18 protein-coding genes are annotated in these 17,102 nt (G+C 66.1%); 12 read left to right on the top strand and 6 right to left on the bottom strand.

Features of this window, described 5'->3' with window-relative positions:
• The first annotated feature begins 34 nt into the window (after nucleotides 1-34).
• The 3 genes from ACQR0Z_RS30820 to ACQR0Z_RS30810 all read left to right on the top strand — a co-directional run bounded on the left by ACQR0Z_RS30820 (nucleotide 35) and on the right by ACQR0Z_RS30810 (nucleotide 1,988).
• Nucleotides 35-424, top strand: a complete 390-nt coding sequence (locus tag ACQR0Z_RS30820) for a hypothetical protein (RefSeq protein WP_434921137.1) — start codon at nucleotides 35-37, stop codon at nucleotides 422-424.
• Nucleotides 425-814: 390 nt separating this feature from the next.
• A complete protein-coding gene (locus ACQR0Z_RS30815) occupies nucleotides 815-1,018 on the top strand; it encodes a hypothetical protein (protein ID WP_434857432.1) in 204 nt (67 codons plus the stop codon).
• A gap of 31 nt (nucleotides 1,019-1,049) precedes the next feature.
• Complete coding sequence (locus ACQR0Z_RS30810; protein WP_434876897.1) at nucleotides 1,050-1,988, top strand: TauD/TfdA dioxygenase family protein; 939 nt, start codon at nucleotides 1,050-1,052, stop codon at nucleotides 1,986-1,988.
• Between the two features lie 39 nt (nucleotides 1,989-2,027).
• Here ACQR0Z_RS30810 and ACQR0Z_RS30805 read toward each other — a convergent pair whose 3' ends face one another.
• Nucleotides 2,028-2,309: a hypothetical protein gene (locus ACQR0Z_RS30805; RefSeq protein WP_434921136.1), complete on the bottom strand. Its 282-nt coding sequence runs from the start codon at nucleotides 2,307-2,309 to the stop codon at nucleotides 2,028-2,030.
• A 363-nt stretch (nucleotides 2,310-2,672) separates the two neighbouring features.
• Between ACQR0Z_RS30805 and ACQR0Z_RS30800 the strand changes: the two genes are divergently transcribed.
• From ACQR0Z_RS30800 to ACQR0Z_RS30780, 5 genes are all read left to right on the top strand, one after another.
• The gene (locus tag ACQR0Z_RS30800) at nucleotides 2,673-3,518 is read left to right on the top strand and encodes a CmcJ/NvfI family oxidoreductase (RefSeq protein WP_434921135.1); all 846 of its coding nucleotides are present in this window, start codon (nucleotides 2,673-2,675) and stop codon (nucleotides 3,516-3,518) included.
• Between the two features lie 152 nt (nucleotides 3,519-3,670).
• On the top strand, nucleotides 3,671-4,795 hold the full coding sequence (locus tag ACQR0Z_RS30795) for a methionine ABC transporter ATP-binding protein (RefSeq protein WP_434921134.1): 1,125 nt from the start codon (nucleotides 3,671-3,673) through the stop codon (nucleotides 4,793-4,795).
• On the top strand, nucleotides 4,785-5,450 hold the full coding sequence (locus ACQR0Z_RS30790; RefSeq protein WP_315705772.1) for a methionine ABC transporter permease: 666 nt from the start codon (nucleotides 4,785-4,787) through the stop codon (nucleotides 5,448-5,450). Before ACQR0Z_RS30795 ends, ACQR0Z_RS30790 begins: the two co-directional genes overlap by 11 nt.
• A gap of 21 nt (nucleotides 5,451-5,471) precedes the next feature.
• Complete coding sequence (locus ACQR0Z_RS30785) at nucleotides 5,472-6,284, top strand: class II aldolase/adducin family protein (protein ID WP_434921236.1); 813 nt, start codon at nucleotides 5,472-5,474, stop codon at nucleotides 6,282-6,284.
• A gap of 259 nt (nucleotides 6,285-6,543) precedes the next feature.
• Complete coding sequence (locus ACQR0Z_RS30780; protein ID WP_434921133.1) at nucleotides 6,544-7,320, top strand: MetQ/NlpA family ABC transporter substrate-binding protein; 777 nt, start codon at nucleotides 6,544-6,546, stop codon at nucleotides 7,318-7,320.
• Here the strand turns inward: ACQR0Z_RS30780 and ACQR0Z_RS30775 are convergent.
• The gene (locus ACQR0Z_RS30775; protein WP_434921132.1) at nucleotides 7,302-8,726 is read right to left on the bottom strand and encodes an FAD/NAD(P)-binding protein; all 1,425 of its coding nucleotides are present in this window, start codon (nucleotides 8,724-8,726) and stop codon (nucleotides 7,302-7,304) included. The genes ACQR0Z_RS30780 and ACQR0Z_RS30775 overlap by 19 nt on opposite strands.
• A gap of 448 nt (nucleotides 8,727-9,174) precedes the next feature.
• Here ACQR0Z_RS30775 and ACQR0Z_RS30770 point away from each other — a divergent pair, with 448 nt between their 5' ends.
• The 4 genes from ACQR0Z_RS30770 to ACQR0Z_RS30755 all read left to right on the top strand — a co-directional run bounded on the left by ACQR0Z_RS30770 (nucleotide 9,175) and on the right by ACQR0Z_RS30755 (nucleotide 13,351).
• Complete coding sequence (locus ACQR0Z_RS30770) at nucleotides 9,175-10,770, top strand: FAD-dependent oxidoreductase (RefSeq protein WP_434921131.1); 1,596 nt, start codon at nucleotides 9,175-9,177, stop codon at nucleotides 10,768-10,770.
• On the top strand, nucleotides 10,767-11,141 hold the full coding sequence (locus ACQR0Z_RS30765; protein WP_434875627.1) for a 4Fe-4S binding protein: 375 nt from the start codon (nucleotides 10,767-10,769) through the stop codon (nucleotides 11,139-11,141). Before ACQR0Z_RS30770 ends, ACQR0Z_RS30765 begins: the two co-directional genes overlap by 4 nt.
• Nucleotides 11,138-12,355, top strand: coding sequence for an LLM class flavin-dependent oxidoreductase (locus ACQR0Z_RS30760; protein ID WP_434921130.1), 1,218 nt, complete (start codon nucleotides 11,138-11,140; stop codon nucleotides 12,353-12,355). The genes ACQR0Z_RS30765 and ACQR0Z_RS30760 overlap by 4 nt, the downstream gene beginning before the upstream one ends.
• A 141-nt stretch (nucleotides 12,356-12,496) precedes the next feature.
• Nucleotides 12,497-13,351, top strand: coding sequence for an NADPH-dependent oxidoreductase (locus tag ACQR0Z_RS30755; protein ID WP_434875629.1), 855 nt, complete (start codon nucleotides 12,497-12,499; stop codon nucleotides 13,349-13,351).
• A gap of 51 nt (nucleotides 13,352-13,402) precedes the next feature.
• Here ACQR0Z_RS30755 and ACQR0Z_RS30750 read toward each other — a convergent pair whose 3' ends face one another.
• From ACQR0Z_RS30750 to epsC, 4 genes are all read right to left on the bottom strand, one after another.
• On the bottom strand, nucleotides 13,403-14,230 hold the full coding sequence (locus tag ACQR0Z_RS30750) for a MetQ/NlpA family ABC transporter substrate-binding protein (protein ID WP_434857421.1): 828 nt from the start codon (nucleotides 14,228-14,230) through the stop codon (nucleotides 13,403-13,405).
• 88 nt (nucleotides 14,231-14,318) lie between these two features.
• Nucleotides 14,319-15,662, bottom strand: a complete 1,344-nt coding sequence (locus ACQR0Z_RS30745) for an LLM class flavin-dependent oxidoreductase (protein ID WP_434921129.1) — start codon at nucleotides 15,660-15,662, stop codon at nucleotides 14,319-14,321.
• A 54-nt stretch (nucleotides 15,663-15,716) separates the two neighbouring features.
• The gene (locus tag ACQR0Z_RS30740; protein ID WP_434921128.1) at nucleotides 15,717-15,941 is read right to left on the bottom strand and encodes a hypothetical protein; all 225 of its coding nucleotides are present in this window, start codon (nucleotides 15,939-15,941) and stop codon (nucleotides 15,717-15,719) included.
• A 198-nt stretch (nucleotides 15,942-16,139) separates the two neighbouring features.
• The gene (gene epsC, locus ACQR0Z_RS30735; protein ID WP_434921127.1) at nucleotides 16,140-17,093 is read right to left on the bottom strand and encodes a serine O-acetyltransferase EpsC; all 954 of its coding nucleotides are present in this window, start codon (nucleotides 17,091-17,093) and stop codon (nucleotides 16,140-16,142) included.
• Between the last annotated feature and the right edge of the window lie 9 nt (nucleotides 17,094-17,102).

Genomic DNA, 17,102 nt, shown 5'->3' with positions numbered 1-17,102 from the left:
CGCAAGCCGCGCGCGAGCGTAGACACCTCAAAGTATGATTGAAGCTCGGCGCGATTTGATTGTTGCTTGCGAGCCCATCGCGATCTGGACGCAGGCGGCGGGAGCGAATCCGAAATGTGCAAAGTCGCCTCGCGGCGTGCTTCCGCGTCCGAGCTTTGCTCTCATCTGGTGCAGGCCAATTCTGCAATCCAGCGTGGTCAAGTCGGCGCTGGCACCAATGGCTACCCACGGCATCAGAGGCCGCCGCGGCCTGAGCGGGGTGTCGCTCAACACACTTGTTCTGTTCAACGCGCTGCCCTCTGCCTGCATCGTGGCGCGGCTCCTGGGTGGTGACCACCGCGTCGCGGCCGGCATCATCAGCTTTCAGACGCTGGTTGCCGCGTTGACCATGCCGCTGTTTCTCGCGCTCACGACCTGGCAGTAGAAGGTCCCACGGTGCGGGTTATCCGTCGCATCCTGCATCTATGCGTTGCAAATGGGTTGCAATCCGATTTCGCGCCGCTCTGAATGATTATTCGCGTCGATCTGTGTCGCCATGAAACAAATGGCGCGCGGCGCTCTGATCTTTGAATGCCCATTTCATTTGACCAAAACGCATCCTGCGCAGATATTCAGCGCCGTCATCGCTCAACCGGGACTCGCCAAGATGAGAATGAGATCCGCAGCTCGCCGCCTGGTGCGCAAGCGCCTCGCCGGACGCTGCTTCTCGGCGGCGACCGGGGCCTGTTGCTGATCGCTGCAGCCGAATTCACCTCAATCATCGATTTGCAGATCCGACAGGAGCGCCGCTGCGCAAGGCGGCGAATGATCAGTCATGCCGACAGCCTTTGTCATCGAAGTCTTCAACCGGACCGCGGGCATCGTCACGGCCGACGAGCGCGGCTTCAGCTTCTTCTCGTCCGAGCGCGCGTTCGACAGCCTGGAAGGGCAGTCCTTCACATCGGCGCGCGATGCCGAGCGCGCAGCCCGTGCGCTCGTCACCAGCGGTGGCGGGCGGCTGCGCCGCGGCTCCGTCTAACTCATCCCATCGCCATCGAAGGATATCGCTCATGAGCTTCTACAGGGACTTCAACGACAAGCTCGCCATCCAGGCCTGGAACGGCCGGAAGCGCGAACCCTATGAGACGATCGAGGTCAGGCAACTCGGTCCGACGGTCGGCGCTGAGATCGGCGGGGTCGATCTTTCCAAGGATGTGCCGGAGGCGCAGTTCGCGGAGATCCACCGCGCGCTCGACGAAAATCTGGCGATCGTGTTTCGCGATCAGGACATCTCCAAGGAGGACCACAAGCGCTTCGCGCGCCGCTTCGGCAAGTCGCTGCATCGGCACGAACTGGCGGCAACGCGTTTCCGTCATGATGGGCCATTCGATCCGGAATTCCTGTCGTGGAAGACCGACGCCAATTCGCGCTTCACCGCCGGCGACGGCTGGCACCCGGACGTCTCCTGCGACCCGAGCCCGATCGCGGTCTCGCTGCTGCGGGTGACCAAGACGCCGCCGCTCGGCGGCGACACCGCCTTCGCCAACATGTATCTCGCCTATGAATTCCTGTCGGATCCGATCAAGCACCTGCTCGACGGCCTGACCGCGATCCATGACGGCTCCCTGGCCTGGACCGCCGGCTACGGCGCCAAGCCCGATCCCGGCAAGACCTATCCTCAGTCAGAGCATCCGGTGGTCGTGACCCATCCGCGCACCGGCCGCAAACTCCTTTACGTCAACGCGTCCTTCACCTCGCACATCGTGCAGCTGACGCGTCGGGAGAGTGACGCGCTGCTGCAGCTCTTGTTCCGCCATGTCGAAAGCCAGCTTGCGCTGCAGACCCGCGTGCAGTGGCAGCCCAACTCGCTGCTCGTGTGGGATAATTGGGCGAGCCAGCATCATGCCGTGTGGGACTACTATCCCGAGGAGCGCTGGGGTGAGCGGGTGTCGGTGGTGACCGGCGAGAGCCCGCGGGCACGGCTCGATCTCAGCGAGGCTGCGGAGTAGGGCGTTCGCGCCGCGGCGAGAGCGATCTCTCCCGCGGCGTCAGCCCGGGCCGAGATGAACCAGGAGCAGGCGACAGACCGCGTCGTCGGCCAACTCGTCGGCGCGGTCGAGATAGATCGCCGTCTCGCCATGGGTCGCCTCGCGCAGCGCGAGCCGTTCTGCCTGCGCGGGACGTTTGAGCCGGCAGAAAGAGTCGATTGCCCGCAGCAAGGCCGGTGATCGCACCACGCTCTGCGCCGCGATGTGATCCCTCGCGGCAAACACGAAGGCCGGGTACGGGCCCAGGTCGATGGCGAAGACCTGCGAAGCTGCGGCTGACATTTGCGTCGGATGGGTGCTGTTGGTCGGGAGCGCGTTGCAATATCGATCAGTGTAGGAGCAGGGTGAAGGTCGTCAATGAAATGGGACAGGCGAATTTCGGTGTGATCGTGCAACAATTTGCTGCTGGGTCGACGCGACCGCCGGCAGAGTCTCGGTTGCGGCCATGTCATGCCAGCCATGCCCTCGCGTGGGAGGCGGCGAGCGGAAGAAAACGACGGTTGCAAGCTTCAATCGGTGGGCAAGCTCCTTCTACGCCGGGCCGCCTCGGAAGCAGAACCGTTGCTATTTCGAGCATCGACTTGTTCTGTCCGCCGGCGCCGATCAAGCTCCATGCAATCGCATGAAATTGCCCGGAGACGTCCCATGAGCCTGGTCGAGAGAAAGATCGAAGCGCTGCCCTTCGTGCTCGCCGAGCTGAACTATCTGGCGCCTATTGCGTCCAAGCCGCGGACCTACGCGTTCGATCCGCCACCGGGCGAGCCGAAATCCACGGCGCTGCCGGAGCCGCACCGGGTGCCGGTGTTCGACGGCCGCCCGATCGCGTCATCCTTCTCGCTCGACCGCGAGGGCTTTGGGCTGGTGCGGCACCCGACCTTCGTGCGCGATTTCACCAACGAAAAGGAAGTCCGCTCCGTCTACTACCCGGCGGCGGAGGCCTTCATTCGCGCGACGTTGCGCGCCGATCGTGTCGTCATCTTCGATCACACCGTGCGCAAGCGCGTGCCCGGCGCCGCCGATGTCCGCGATGGCGGGCCGCGGCAGCCGGCGACGCGCGTCCATGTCGACCAGACCGTGACATCGGGCGTCAATCGGGTGCGCGAGCACCTTGGTGACGAGGCTGACGCGCTGCTGCGAGGGCGGGTCCAGGTCATCAATCTCTGGCGCCCGATCATCGGCCCGCTCCGCGACAGCCCGCTCGCGATGTGCGATGGCACCACCGTCGCGCCGGAGGATCTCGTCGCCTCCGATCTGATCTATCCGAACCGCAACGGCGAGACCTATTCGGTCACATACAATCCGGCGCATCGCTGGTTCTATTTTCCGGAGATGACGGTGGACGAGGCGCTGCTGCTGAAATGCTACGATTCGGCGACAGACGGCCGCACGCGGTTCGGACCGCATACCGCCTTCGTCGATCCGACCACACCTGCGGATGCCACGCCGCGCGAGAGCATCGAGCTGCGGACGCTGGTGTTCCATGACAGCTGAGAATGCATCGGGGAGCATGATGTTTCACGACGCGCCATCGCTCGAGAAGCTTCGTCCATGACTTCAGGCATTTCTGAAATTGCGTCGGGGCTTGTCGCGGGCGATGGTGAGCTGAATGCGTGCGCTGCAGCACGTCAAGTCAAGGTCCTCTCATGAATGCCCACTCGTCCCTCGCTGTCGCCGAGCCGATCCGGCCGGTGGAAGCGGTCGTGCCCGAAGCAGCCGTCGCTGCGCCGATGGTCCGTTTCGAGGCGCTCTCCAAGACCTATCCCGCCTATCGCGACAAGCCGGCCGTCGCGGCGCTCAAGGAGATCGATTTCGCGATCGCGCGCGGCTCGATCACCGGCGTGATCGGGCGCTCCGGCGCCGGCAAGTCGAGCCTGGTACGGCTGATCAACGGACTGGAGAAGCCGAGCACGGGCCGCGTCATCGTCGATGGGCGCGAGATCTCGGCGCTGAGCGGACAGCAGCTTCGGCTGGCGCAGCGCTCGATCGGGATGATCTTCCAGCACTTCAATCTGCTGTCCTCGCGCACCGCCGCCGACAACATCGCGCTGCCGCTCGAGATCGCCGGCTGGACGAAGGCCGATATTCGGACGCGGGTCGGCGAACTGCTCGAGCTGGTCGACATCGCCGACAAGCACGACCGCTATCCGTCGGAGCTGTCCGGTGGGCAGAAGCAGCGCATCGGCATTGCGCGCGCGCTGGCGACGCGGCCGGACGTGCTGTTGTCGGACGAGGCGACCTCGGCGCTCGATCCGCAGACGACGCGCGCGATCCTCGACCTGCTCGCCAACATCAACCGCGAGCTCGGCGTCACCATTGTCCTCATCACCCACGAGATGTCGGTGGTCCGCCAGCTCGCCAAGGAGGTGGTCGTGATCGATGACGGGCGCGTGGTCGAGCGCGGCCATGTCGCCGACATCTTCACCCATCCGAAGCATCCGACGACGCAGGCCTTCCTGGCCGAAGCGCTCGGCGATGCCGTTCCGGTGTCGCTGGCGAGCCGGCTCGTGCAGGAGCCGACGGGAATCGGGCAGGCGGTCATTCGCGTGCAGGTGCGCGGCACGGATGCCGGCGACACCTTGGTCGCGCAGCTCGCCCGCGAGCTGTCGATCGACGTCGCGCTGCTGTCGGCGCGCATCGATGAGATCGGCGGTCAGCATGTCGGCTCGCTGATCCTCGGCATCCCCGGTGGCGAGGCTGCGGCGCGGCAGACGCTCGCTTATCTCTCTCAACAACAGTTCGCAGCGGAGCGTCTCGGCTATGTCGCCTGAGCTCATCAACCTGATCGTCCAGGCCACCGGCGAGAGCCTGTTCATGGTATCGACCGCGGCGCTGGTCGCGACCGCCCTCGGTCTGCCGCTCGGCATCTTCCTGGCGACCAGCCGCAAGGGCGAGCTGTTCGCAGCGCCCGCCGTCAATGCGGCGCTTGGCGTCGTCGTCAATGCGACGCGCTCGACGCCCTTCATCATCCTCGTCGTCGCGATCATCCCGTTCACGCGGCTCGTGGCCGGCACCTCGATCGGCTCGGGGGCTGCGATCGTGCCGCTGACCGTCGCAGCGACGCCGTTCATTGCACGGCTGGTCGAGGCGGCCATCCGCGAGGTCGATGCCGGCCTGATCGAGACCGCGTCCTCGTTCGGCGCGACGCCGCTGCAGATCGTGTTCAAGGTGCTGATCCCGGAGGCGCTGCCCGGCCTCGTGCTGGCGCTGACGCTCGCGGTGGTCAGCCTGCTCGGCTACTCCGCGATGGTCGGCGCCGTCGGCGGCGGCGGCCTCGGCGATCTCGGCATCCGCTACGGCTATCAGCGCTTCATGCCGGAGATGATGCTGGCCGTGGTGGTCGTGCTGATCGCACTGGTGCAGACCGTGCAGACGGTCGGCGATCACCTTGCGCGCCGGCTCAATCGGCGCTTGAGGCAGCGCTGAGCTGACGCAGACACGGTTTCAATCGACAAAGCCGAGCAGGAGGAAACGACCATGAACGAGATCGTCGAACGCCCCAGGAAGTTTGCGCTGGTCGAACGTGCGCCCGCAGCCACCTTCGAGGAGGAGCGGCTGCATCGCAAGCAGCGCCTGGCCGCGACCTTCCGGCTGTTTGCGCGCTACGGCTTCGATCAGGGTCTGGCGGGCCACGTCACCGGGCGCGATCCGGAATTCCCCGACCGGTTCTGGATCAATCCGCTGTCGACGCATTTCAGCCAGATCAAGGTTTCCGACCTGCAGCTCGTCGATCACGACGGCAACATCCTGATCGGCAACAAGCCGATCAACCAGGCCGGCTTCGTCATCCATTCCGCGATCCACGCCGCTCATCCGCACGTGATCGCCGCCGCGCATACCCATTCGACCTATGGCAAGGCGTTTTCCGCGCTCGGAAAGCTGCTCGATCCGCTGACGCAGGATTCCTGCGTCTTCTACAACGATCACGTGCTGTTCGATCCATTCACCGGCGTCGTGCTCGATGCCGAGGAGGGCAGGAAGATCGCGGCCGCGCTAGGCACCAAGAAGGCTGCCATCCTGCAGAACCACGGCCTGCTGACGGTCGGCCCGACCATCGAGGCGACGGCGTGGTGGTATATCGCGATGGACAATGCCGCACGCACGCAGTTGCTGGCCGAGGCCGCGGGGCCCACAAAACCCATTCCGCACGAGATCGCCAAGCACACGGCGGGGCAGGTCGGTACCCACAAGGGCGGCTATTTCAGCTTCCAGCCGCTGTGGGACTGGATCACGGCGCAGGAGCCGGATCTGTTCAACTGAGTGAGGGCGCGTAGCCCGCATGAACGTCAGCGACATGCGGGGTCTCCTCGGCAGCTTGTGCGACCCCGGATGTCGCTGACGCTCATCCGGGCTACGCGGGGATAGAACAAATCGATCGGCAAGGAGCCGAATAAAGAACATTCGTACACAAACATTGATGTCGGAAGCGCGTCCATTGTTTTGTTCGCAGCTGCGATTGATCCTTTGCGGCACCAGGGCTAGTCACCAGCGGAACTCTTTTGTTTGGTTGGAGACTTGAATGTTACGTTTCGTTGTCGCCTTGGCCGCCTTGCTGTCCGTCGCGCTTCCCGCGCAGGCCGAAACCATCCGCGTCGGTGTCACCGCCGGCCCGCATGCGGAGATCATCGATGTCGTGAAGAAGGTCGCCGCCGAGCGCGGACTCGACATCAAGGTCGTCGAGTTCACCGACTACGTGATTCCGAACCAGGCGCTGGCGTTGAAGGATCTCGAGGCGAACTCGTTCCAGCACGAGCCCTATCTGAAGAACCAGATCTCCAAGACCGGCTGGAAGATCGTCAAGGTCGCCACCACCATCGCCTCGCCGCAGGGCGTCTACTCGCAGAAGTACAAGACGCTCGCCGAGCTTCCCGAGGGGGCCAAGGTCGCGATCGCAAATGATCCGTCGAACGGCGCGCGCGGGCTGATGATCTTGGCGCTGCATGGCGTGATCAAGCTGAAGGATCCGAGCAACGTCGCCGCGACGGTGGCGGACATCACCGACAATCCCAAGAAGCTGAAATTCGTCGAGCTCGACGCCGCGCAGCTGCCGCGCGCGCTGGCCGACGTCGACCTCGTCTCGATCAATAACAACTACGCCGTCCAGGCCGGGCTCAATCCCGCCAAGGACGCGATCGCGCGCGAGAATGCGGAAGGGCCCTGGGTCAACATCCTCGCGGTGCGCGAAGAGGACAAGGACAAGCCCTGGGTCAAGCAGCTGATCGAGGCCTACCACTCCGAGCCGGTCAAGGCATTCCTCGACACCCGCTTCAAGGGCACCTACATCGCCACCTGGTGATCCCTGGCTGCGGCCAGCGCCGGCGCATCGACCTTCGGCACGGTGATCTGGCGGGCCTGCAACAGCCGGCCCGCCAGATCGGCACATTGGCTGCGGATGTCGGGGATCGCGATGATCTCCCAGAACGCGGCCCGCGTCAGCGGGCCGATCGCGAACAGCCGCTGCGAGGGCGTGCCATCGGCGCCGACGATGGCACAATCGGCCGTGACCTCGATGCCGATCCGCAAGGGATCGCAGCGCGCCAGCCCCTGGTCGAACAGGCTGCGGACTGCGGGATTGGCGGTGGCGCGGGGATCCTTCACGATGCCCGTGCAGTCGATGACGGCGCCGACCTCGAGCGTCTCGATCTCGCTGCGGCCGCGCCGGCGATAATGCGCGCGGGCGCCTTGCGTGCCGCCGTCAATCTTGACGAGCTTGGCCGCAGCGATGCGGAGCTGGCGGTCTTCGATCGCCTTGGTGATGCGCGCCTCGACCTCGGGCGCCATGCGGTGGCGATGCACGTCCCACCACGCCCGCGCATGCTCCAGGAAGCTGCGCTTGGACGCCAGCGGCAGGTCCTGCCAAAGCCGGTGGCTGAACGGCCTCACGGCATCGATGACGGCGCGCCAGTCGCCGCCCTCGGCGACGTGGGCCTTGATCCGCTCCCGGAACCAGCGCAGCAGGACGCTGCCGCGGGCGCCGAACGGCACCTCGTCCTCGCTGATCCTGCAGGGGCTGATGCGACGATGACCCTTGGCCATGAGGCCACGGCGCGAGATCGCGAGGATCGGTCCGCGATGGCCCTCGCGCAGCAGGGACAGCACGTAGTCCGCCATCGTCAGGCCGGCGCCGAGAATGAGCACCGCCGAGTCGCGGCTGAAGCCGGGAACGGACGGGTTGATCCAGGGATCGGCATGCCAGGCCGAGCGCGGGATCGCGGCATCGTGGCCGGTGGCGAACACCGCGACCTCGCCGAGCTGGCGCGTGCCGTCGGCGAGGCTGACGGTGACGCCGTCGCGGCCTTCGCTGACGGCCACGCATTCGCCCTGGATGATGGCAAGCCGCCGCGCACCGTTCTCGGCCGCGAGGTGCGGCGCGATCAGGCTGGCGATGTAGTCGCCATAGAGCCGGCGGGGCACGAAGCAGAACGGATCGGGACAGAGCTGAAGGCCATGTTCGTGGGTCGATAGCCAGCGCCAGAAATGGTCGGGATCATCCGGCAGCGCGCTCATATTGGCGGCGCGGACGTTGAGCAAATGATCGGCATTCCCGGTGTGATAGGCGAGCCCGCGGCCGACTTCCGAACGCTTCTCGATCAGGGTGACGCGGACATCGGATTCCGGGCGTTGCAGCAGCTGATAAGCCAGAAGCACGCCGGATGCGCCGCCGCCGACGATGATGATGTGTCGTTCCGGAAAACGGCTCATGCAGAGATGCCTTTTCTCTCGCGCGCGGACGATGCGTAACGTTCATAATCTAGCACGTAAACCGGCGGCCGGATTCGGAAAGACAAATCTTCCAAGTCTCGGCATGTTCCGGTCGAATTTGTTCCAGGAAAGTGCGGATTGTTGTCGCAAGTATGTCGTCATGAACGACGGCACATGAGAATTGTCATAAGCGCCGACTGGAAGGCCGGGCGACGACAGGGCCGGGAACGCGCAACCGAATTCTTCTCCGATCACGGATCGCGGCGAGAACAGAGCGTTCGAAAATCGCGCAATTCTGAAATTGCCAGCGGCGGTTCACTGGATGACCATGCCCGTACATGTGCGTCGTTTGCGCGCAGGGCTGCGGAGTTCGGACCATGATTGTGCGAGCGATACTGACAAGACCAACGGGAGCGCGAAGCTTGCGGGTGACGCGTCGGATCGCCTCGTGACAGCTAACGTGACTGATCCACTCGTGCTCACCGCCGATGTGCTCGTGATCGGCGGCGGCATGGCCGGCGCCTGGGCTGCGATCTCGGCCGCGCGTGCCGGCGCGCAGGTGATCCTCGTCGACAAGGGCTATTGCGGCGCCAGCGGCGTCACGGCTGCGGCCGGCCCGGGCCATTGGTGGGTGCCGCCTGGTGCGCGCGCGCAGGCCGTCAGCCAGCGTGTCGTCGCCGGTCTCGGACTCGGCGAGGCCCCATGGATGCACGCGATCATCGACGAGACCTGGCGCACGCTGCCGACGCTCGCGAGCCATTATGCGTTCGGCGTCGATGACGATGGGCAGACCAATTATCGCGCCGTTCGTGGCCCCGAATACATGCGGGCGCTGCGCGCCGTCGCGCGGGAGAGTGGCGTCACCATCCTCGACCATTCGCCGGTGCTGGAGCTGCTGGCGCGCGGTGACGGCACGATCGGCGGCGCACGAGGCCTTCGCCGTCAGGACGGCGACCGGCCCTATCAGATCGCGGCGGGTGCGACCGTGCTGGCCGCCGGCGGCACCAGCTTTCTCTCGCACCTGCTGGGATCGCGCACCAACACCGGCGACGGCTATCTGCTGGCCGCGGAAGCAGGCGCTGATCTCTCGGGCATGGAGTTCACCGCCGCTTACACGATCGCGCCGGCGCATTCGACGATGACGCGCAGCATGGCCTATGCGTTCGCGACCTATTACGACGCGGACGGCCGCGAGCTCGATCTGCCGTTCGGACCGCACCAGACGATCGGGCTGGCGAGAGCGCTGCTCGGGGGTCCCGTGTTCTGCTCGCTGCATCGGCTGCCCGACGACATCAAGGCCCGGCTGCATACGATCTCGCCGAACGTGCCGCTGGTGTTCGATCGCTGGGGCATCGATCCCTGGCGTGATCGCTTCGAGGTCACGCTGCACAATGACGGCACGATCCGCGGGCTCGGCGGCGTCAGGGTCGACGATGTCGATGGCCGCACGTCGGTGCCCGGGCTGTTCGTCGCCGGCGACAATGCCTCGCGGGAGAAGGTGGCCGGTGCGATCTCCGGCGGCGGCAACATCAATTCGGCCTGGGCGCTGACCTCCGGCGTCCTTGCAGGACAGGCCGCCGCGCGGCTGGCGCGCAGCATCGGTGCGAAGTCCTCGCTCTTGACGCCGCTTGGGCAGGCCGGCCTGCGGCCGCACTTGCGGACCCGTGCGCTCGATCACGACGCCATCAGGGCCGGCGTTCGCGCCGAGATGCATCCCTTCGACAAGAACCTGTTCCGCAAGGAGTCGACGCTGGCGGCGTCGCAGCGCGCGCTCGATGGTCTCTGGCGCGAGATCTCCGACCATGCGGGAAACGATCCGCTGCGCTCGCGCGAGACGGCGGCCCTGGTCGCCACGGCACGCTGGTCGGTCGCGACCGCGCGCCGCCGGACCGAGAGCAGGGGCCTGCATCGCAGGATCGATCATTCCGGCCTCGACCCCAGCCTGGCGGTGCGGCTCGTCAGCCGGGGCCTCGATCGCATCGAGGTCGCAGCCGATACGCGCCCCACGGTGGAAGCTCCGATCGCACTGGAAGCCGCGTCATGATCGAGCTCATCCTTGCCGATCGCTGCACGGATTGCGGCGCCTGCGTCGAAGCGTGCCCGACCAATGTGCTCGACCGCGCATCGCCGGGACCGCCGCTGCTGGCACGGGTGGAGGACTGCCAGACCTGCTTCATGTGCGAGCTGTATTGCCGGGCGGATGCGATCTACGTCGCGCCTGATTGCGACCGCCGCCTCGCGATCACGCCGGAGGAGGCGGTGGCCTCGGGGCGGCTGGGCCAATATCGCAAGCATTCCGGCTGGGACGAATGGGCCGGGCAGTTTCCCAACGAGCAATGGCTGATGGAAACGGTCTTTCGCCGCGCCGGCGAGGCCGCGCGCGCAGCCGAGACGGACGACACGAGGACAGCATGACGATCATCACCCACCGGCCGGGCGCCCTGGTCGGCCTCGACGGCTTTCCGGGACCGGCCGACCGCCCGGACAGCCCGTTGTCGCAGGCGCTGCAGCAGCCGCTGCTGCTCGGCCTGTTCCTGCCGATCCAGGCCGGCGGCTGGAGCGCCTCGACCTTGCCGCGCACGACGTCATGGCATTTCGACTACAACCGCGACCTGGTGCTGGCGGCGGAGAACCTCGGCTTCGATCTGGTGTTCGCGCTGTCGCAATGGCTGCCGAAGGGCGGCTATGGCGGCGTGTTCACGGGCGAGGCGCTCGACTCCTTCATGACCACGGCCGCGCTGACGAGCCTGACCAAGCGGATCATCCTGATCTCGACCCTCCACGTGCTCTACGGTCCGATGCACCCGCTGCATCTGGCCAAGTATGGCGCGACGCTCGACCACATCTCCAATGGCCGCTGGGGCATCAATGTCGTGACCGGCCATCGTGCCGCCGAGCACGAGGCGTTCGGCCGGAGCCGGATCGATCACGACCGCCGCTACGAGCTCGCGGCCGAGTTTCTCGAAGTACTGCAGCGGCTGTGGGGCGACACCGAGAACTACTCGTTCTCCGGCCAGTCGTCCTGGAAGCTCAACGGCGCCTTCGTGACGCCGAAGCCGCGCTTCGGCCGGCCGGTGCTGGTCAACGCCACCGGCTCCGATGCCGGCATCGCCTTTGCCGCGCGCTATTCCGACATCGTCTTCATCACCAGTCCGGCCGGCTCGAGCTTCGAGAGCGCGATCCCTGCGCTGCCGGCGCATACCGCGCGGGTCAAGCAGGCGGCGCGCGACATCGGCCGCGAGGTGCGCACCCTGCTCAATCCGATGGTGATCTGCCGCGAGACCGAGCGCGAGACCTGGGCCTATCACGACGCCATCGTCGCCCATGCCGACCCGGTCGGCGACTTCCATCGGCTGGACAGCGACGCCCATGCCTGGCGCGGCCGCGTCGGCGTCGATGCGCCCAAGCGCCGGGCGATCGGCGGCAACATCGAGGTGATCGGCACGCCGGAGCAGGTGGTCGAGCAGTTCGTGCAGCTCAAGAAGGCGGGTGTCGACGGCCTGCAGCTGTCGTTCTACGACTTCAAGCCGGATCTCGAGGTCTTCGGCCGCCGCGTACTGCCGCTGATGGAGCAGGCGGGCCTGCGCCAACCGGTGATTGATCCCACTGCGGCGCAGGCGGCGGAGTAGCAGGGCCTTTCGACATCGCGCGCATGATCCGCCGGGGGATTGCCGTTGTCCTCGGGGTCGGCTTTGCTGGGCGTCGACGCGCACGCAACTATCGAACATCGGCCGTGACAATGGCGTACCGGCCGGCATGGGGACTGAGGAATGACGATCATCGAAACGAGGGCACCGATTACTCCGAGCGACGACATCACCGCGGCGCTGCGCAAGCGCTACGGCGCTGACATCCCCGCCATCGCGTCCGGCGCCGAGGAGATCCTCGGGCAGCTCCTGGCGCACCGCTCGATCCGCAGCTACCGCCCCGATCCGGTGCCGCCGCACACCGTGGAGACGCTGGTGGCTGCCGCGCAGTCGGCGGCGTCGTCGTCGAACCTGCAGACCTGGAGCGTCGTCGCAATCGAGGACCCCGCGCGCAAGCAGCGCCTGTCGGAATTCGTGGGCAACCAGAAGCACGTCCGCGAGGCGCCGCTGTTCCTGGTCTGGCTCGCCGATCTGTCGCGCGCCGAGCGGCTGGCGCGGCGGGAAGGGCGCCCCGATGACGGCATCCATTTCCTGGAGACGCTGTTCGTCGCGATCATCGATGCAGCGCTCGCCGCGCAGAATGCCGTGGTCGCTCTTGAGGCGCTCGGGCTCGGCTCTGTCTATATCGGCGCGATCCGCAACCGTCCGCAGGCGGTGGCCGAGGAGCTCGGCCTGCCGCCGAACGTGCTAGCCGTGTTCGGCCTCTGCGTCGGCTATGCCGATCTGGCGGCCGGCGAGGACGTCAAGCCGCGGCTGCGACAGGGCGTGGTTCTGCATCGCGAGCGCTATGCGCCGACCGACGAGATCCACGGCATCGCCGCCTATGACGAGACCTTGCGCGCGTTCCAGACCAGCCAGGGCGTGGCGCCCGTCGGCTGGCGTGACACGGTGCTCAACCGGCTCGGCTCGGCGAAGGCGCTCAACGGCCGCGACAGACTGGCCGAGGCGCTGCGCGCGCTCGGCTTCGGCCTGAAGTAGCTGCGGACCCGGAGAGATCGGCGGCGGCCCGGGACGGACCACCGCGATGGCTCACTTCATGTAGTCGGGCAGTGTGAAGCCGTCATAGAAGCGGTCGGCCAGGATGGCGGCCTTGAAGCCTGGTGACTTGTAGCCGTCCACGATGTCCTTGGCCCAGGCGGTCTCGGCATTGCCGCGCTTGACGGCGACGACATTGATGTAGGGCGTGGTCATCTTCTCCAGCGCGAACGCGTTGGTCAGCTTCAGGCCGCTGAAGATCGCGAAATTGCCCTGGATGGCGGCAAAGTCGACGTCGTCGAGTGCGCGCGGCGCCTGCGCCGCCTCGAGCGGGACAATCTTGATGCCGCCGGGGTTCTTGATGACGTCGAGCTCGGTGACGTCGATCGGCTTGGAATCGCGGATCTCGATCAGGCCGAGATCGCGCAGGATCCACAGCGCGCGCTGCAGGTTGACCGGATCATTGGGCACCGCGATCTTCGCGCCCTGGCCGATCTTGGTGCCGAGCGGATGCTTCTTGGAATAGATCCCCATCGGCGGCGTCGGCACGTGCACGATGCCGGTGAGGTCGGTCTTCTGCCGCTCGTTGTAGGAGTTCAGAAAGATCGTGTGCTGCATGACATTGGCGTCGATCTCGCTCTTGAACACGGCATTGTTGGCCTCGAGCCCGGTCGAGAACTCGACATAGCGGATCTGGTAGCCCTTCTTCTGCAATTCGGGCGCGACGCCGATCTTGAACTCGTCGATGTAGGGGCCGGGTACGAAGCCGACCTTGAGCTCCTTCTTCTCGGAGGCTTGGGCCAGCGCGCCGCTGCTGGCGGCGATCGAGAGAAGGGAGGCGGCGAGCAGGCCGACGAATTGCGATCTGGTGATGTGATGCATGTGACTTCCAAGGCTTGATATGGCTTGAACCAAACGAAAGGCGGCGCGGGCGCCCGGCTCGGCGTCCGCGCCGCCCGTGAAACGGCGCTCAGGCGATCGCCTGGACCGGATGGCTGTAGAGGCTGGCGGGTCGATCCAACCCGTAGTGCTCGCGCAACGTCCGGCCCGTGTACTCCGTGCGGAACAGGCCGCGCTTGCGCAGGATCGGCACGACGTGCTCAGCGAACAGGTCGAAGCCGCCGGGCAGCCAGGGCGGCATCACGTTGAAGCCGTCGGCGGCGCCGTTCTCGAACCATGCCTGGATGTTGTCGGCGATCTTCTCCGGCGTGCCGGCGATCACCCAATGGCCGCGGGCGCCGGCGAGGCGCTGGATCAGCTGACGGATCGTCGGCTTCTCGCGGTCGACGATGTCGACGACGAGCTTGAAGCGGCTGGCGACGCCGCGCGCGCCGTCGGTCTCGATCAGATGGCGTGGGAATGGCCCGTCGAGATCGAAGCCTGAGAGATCGAGCCCGAGCATCTGGCGCAACTGCACCAGCGAGTATTCGGGCTGGATCAGATCGTTGAACTCCTCCTGCAGCCGGTCGGCTTCGTCCTGGGTCGAGCCGATGAAGGGGCTGATGCCGGGCAGGATCTTGACGTGATCGGGATTGCGGTCGAGCGCGCGCGCCTGATGCTTGATGTCGGCATAGAACTCCTGCGCGCTGGCCAGCGTCTGGTGCGCGGTGAAGATGGCCTCGGCAAAGCGCGCGGCGAAGGCGCGGCCGTCCTCGGACGAGCCGGCCTGGACATAGACCGGTCGACCCTGCGGCGAGCGCGGCACGTTCAGCGGCCCGCGCACGCGGAAGTATTTGCCGACATGATTGAGCGGATGGACCTTGTCGGTGTCGGCGAAGATGCCGGACGCGGGGTCATTGACCACGGCGTCGTCCTCCCAACTGTCCCACAGCGCGGTGACGACATCCAAGAATTCCTTGGCGCGCTCGTAGCGCTCGTGATGTGGAGGGTGCTCCGGCAGGCCGAAATTCTGCGCGGCCTGCGCCGCACTGGTGGTGACGATGTTCCAGCCGGCGCGGCCGCCGCTGAGATGATCGAGCGAAGCGAACAGGCGGGCGAGATTGTAGGGCTCGTGATAGGTGGTGGATGCCGTGCCGATCAGGCCGATATGGCTGGTGGCGGCGGCGATCGCCGATAGCCAGGTGATCGGCTCGAAGCGGAAGCGCTGCGCGTAGCGGACATTGTCGGCGAGCGCCGGACCATCGGCAAAGAAGATCGCGTCGAACTTGGCATGCTCCGCCGTTCGCGCCAGCTGCTGGTAATAGCCGATATCGAGCGCGCGGCTGGCGGATGATCCCTTGTAGCGCCATGCCGCCTCGTGATGGCCGCCCGGATAGATGAAGAGATTGAGGTTCAGTTGACGACGCTGGCTCATGGGGCGCTCGTGGGCTGGATTGTCGGGGAGGCGGAGCGATCGCTTGGAGAATGGCTATCGCGGCGTGTCGGGCACAACGCGGCTCGGCGATTGCGGCCACCGCAGGCGTCGCGCGAGCTCGACGGCAACACGGCCGATGCCTGCGCCGAGATCGCGACCGCGCAGGTCAAGCTCGCAAAGCAACGGGCTCGTCTCGGCACGCGTGCTGTCGCGGAGCACATCGCTGCAACCCGTGGGCGGATCCTGGTGCAGGCTGATCATGGCGAGAGGGTCGAACATCACGGCATCCGTCGAGGCGCGACCATCACGGCATCGTTGATGCAGGCCGCGCGAATGCGAAAATCTAGCTTTTGTAGGACGATGCTGTCGATGAAATGGATTTGCATTGTTGTCCGCGGCACGAGCATGAATCCGTCGTGCTCATCAGCAACCGGGGATCGCCATTTCGATCGCCCGTTCCAGCAGATCCACGTCTGCTCAGGAGGTCTGCAGGTTCGGTCCGCCAACCTTGTTGCGGAGCGTGGCCTGGGTGACGACGCTGTTGGGCGGAACATCATGCGTCAGCCAGACATTGCCGCCGATCGTCGATCCCTGGCCGATCGTGATGCGGCCGAGGATGGTGGCGCCGGCATAGATCACGACGTCGTCCTCGACGATCGGATGACGGGCGTCGCCCTTGATGAGCGTGCCGTCCTCCTCGGTCGGGAAGTGACGGGCGCCCAGCGTGACCGCCTGGTAGATCCGGACATTGTCGCCGATCACGGCCGTCTCGCCGATGACGACGCCGGTGCCGTGATCGATGAAGAAGCCGGAGCCGATGCGAGCCCCCGGATGGATGTCGATGCCGGTCCTGGTATGGGCGATCTCGGCGATCAGCCGCGACACCAGGCGTGCACCGAGACCGTAGAGAAGGTGGGCCAGCCGATGATGGATGATCGCCGTCATGCCGGGATAGCCGATCAGGATCTCCGGAAAGCTCTTGGCGGCGGGATCGCCGACGAAGGCGGCGCGCAAGTCGCTGATCAGGATGCCGCGCAGCGCGGGCAATTCTTTCGCGAAGCTGTGGGTCAGTTCGATTGCCTCGGGCTGACGAAATCCAGGGATCAGCTCGTCGCCGACGAACAAGGCGGCGCGGTGGATCTGGTCGGACAGTAGGTCGAGGCCGACGCTCAGCCGGTGGCCGACGAAATAGTCGATGTTCTCGCTATCGAGGTCGTACTGGCCATAGTGTCGCGGAAACAGCGCCTCGGTCAGGGCGGCGACGACCTGCGCCAGCTTCTCGCGCGAGGGCGGCCGGTGGATGACACCGTCCTTCCGGATGCTGTGCGTCTCCTCGCGCGACACGCGCAGCTCCGCCACCAGCCGACCGAGGCCCCAGCGTTCGCCCGCCGGGGCCGGCGTCTCTGCGCCGGAGCCTGGACGATGTCTCATACCGTCTCC

It is taken from the genome of Bradyrhizobium sp. HKCCYLS3077 (genome assembly GCF_051167555.1).
In the GTDB taxonomy this organism is placed as follows: domain Bacteria; phylum Pseudomonadota; class Alphaproteobacteria; order Rhizobiales; family Xanthobacteraceae; genus Bradyrhizobium.
The sequence above is the reverse complement of the archived record's forward strand: the minus strand, read 5'-3'. Positions and strand labels throughout refer to the sequence as shown.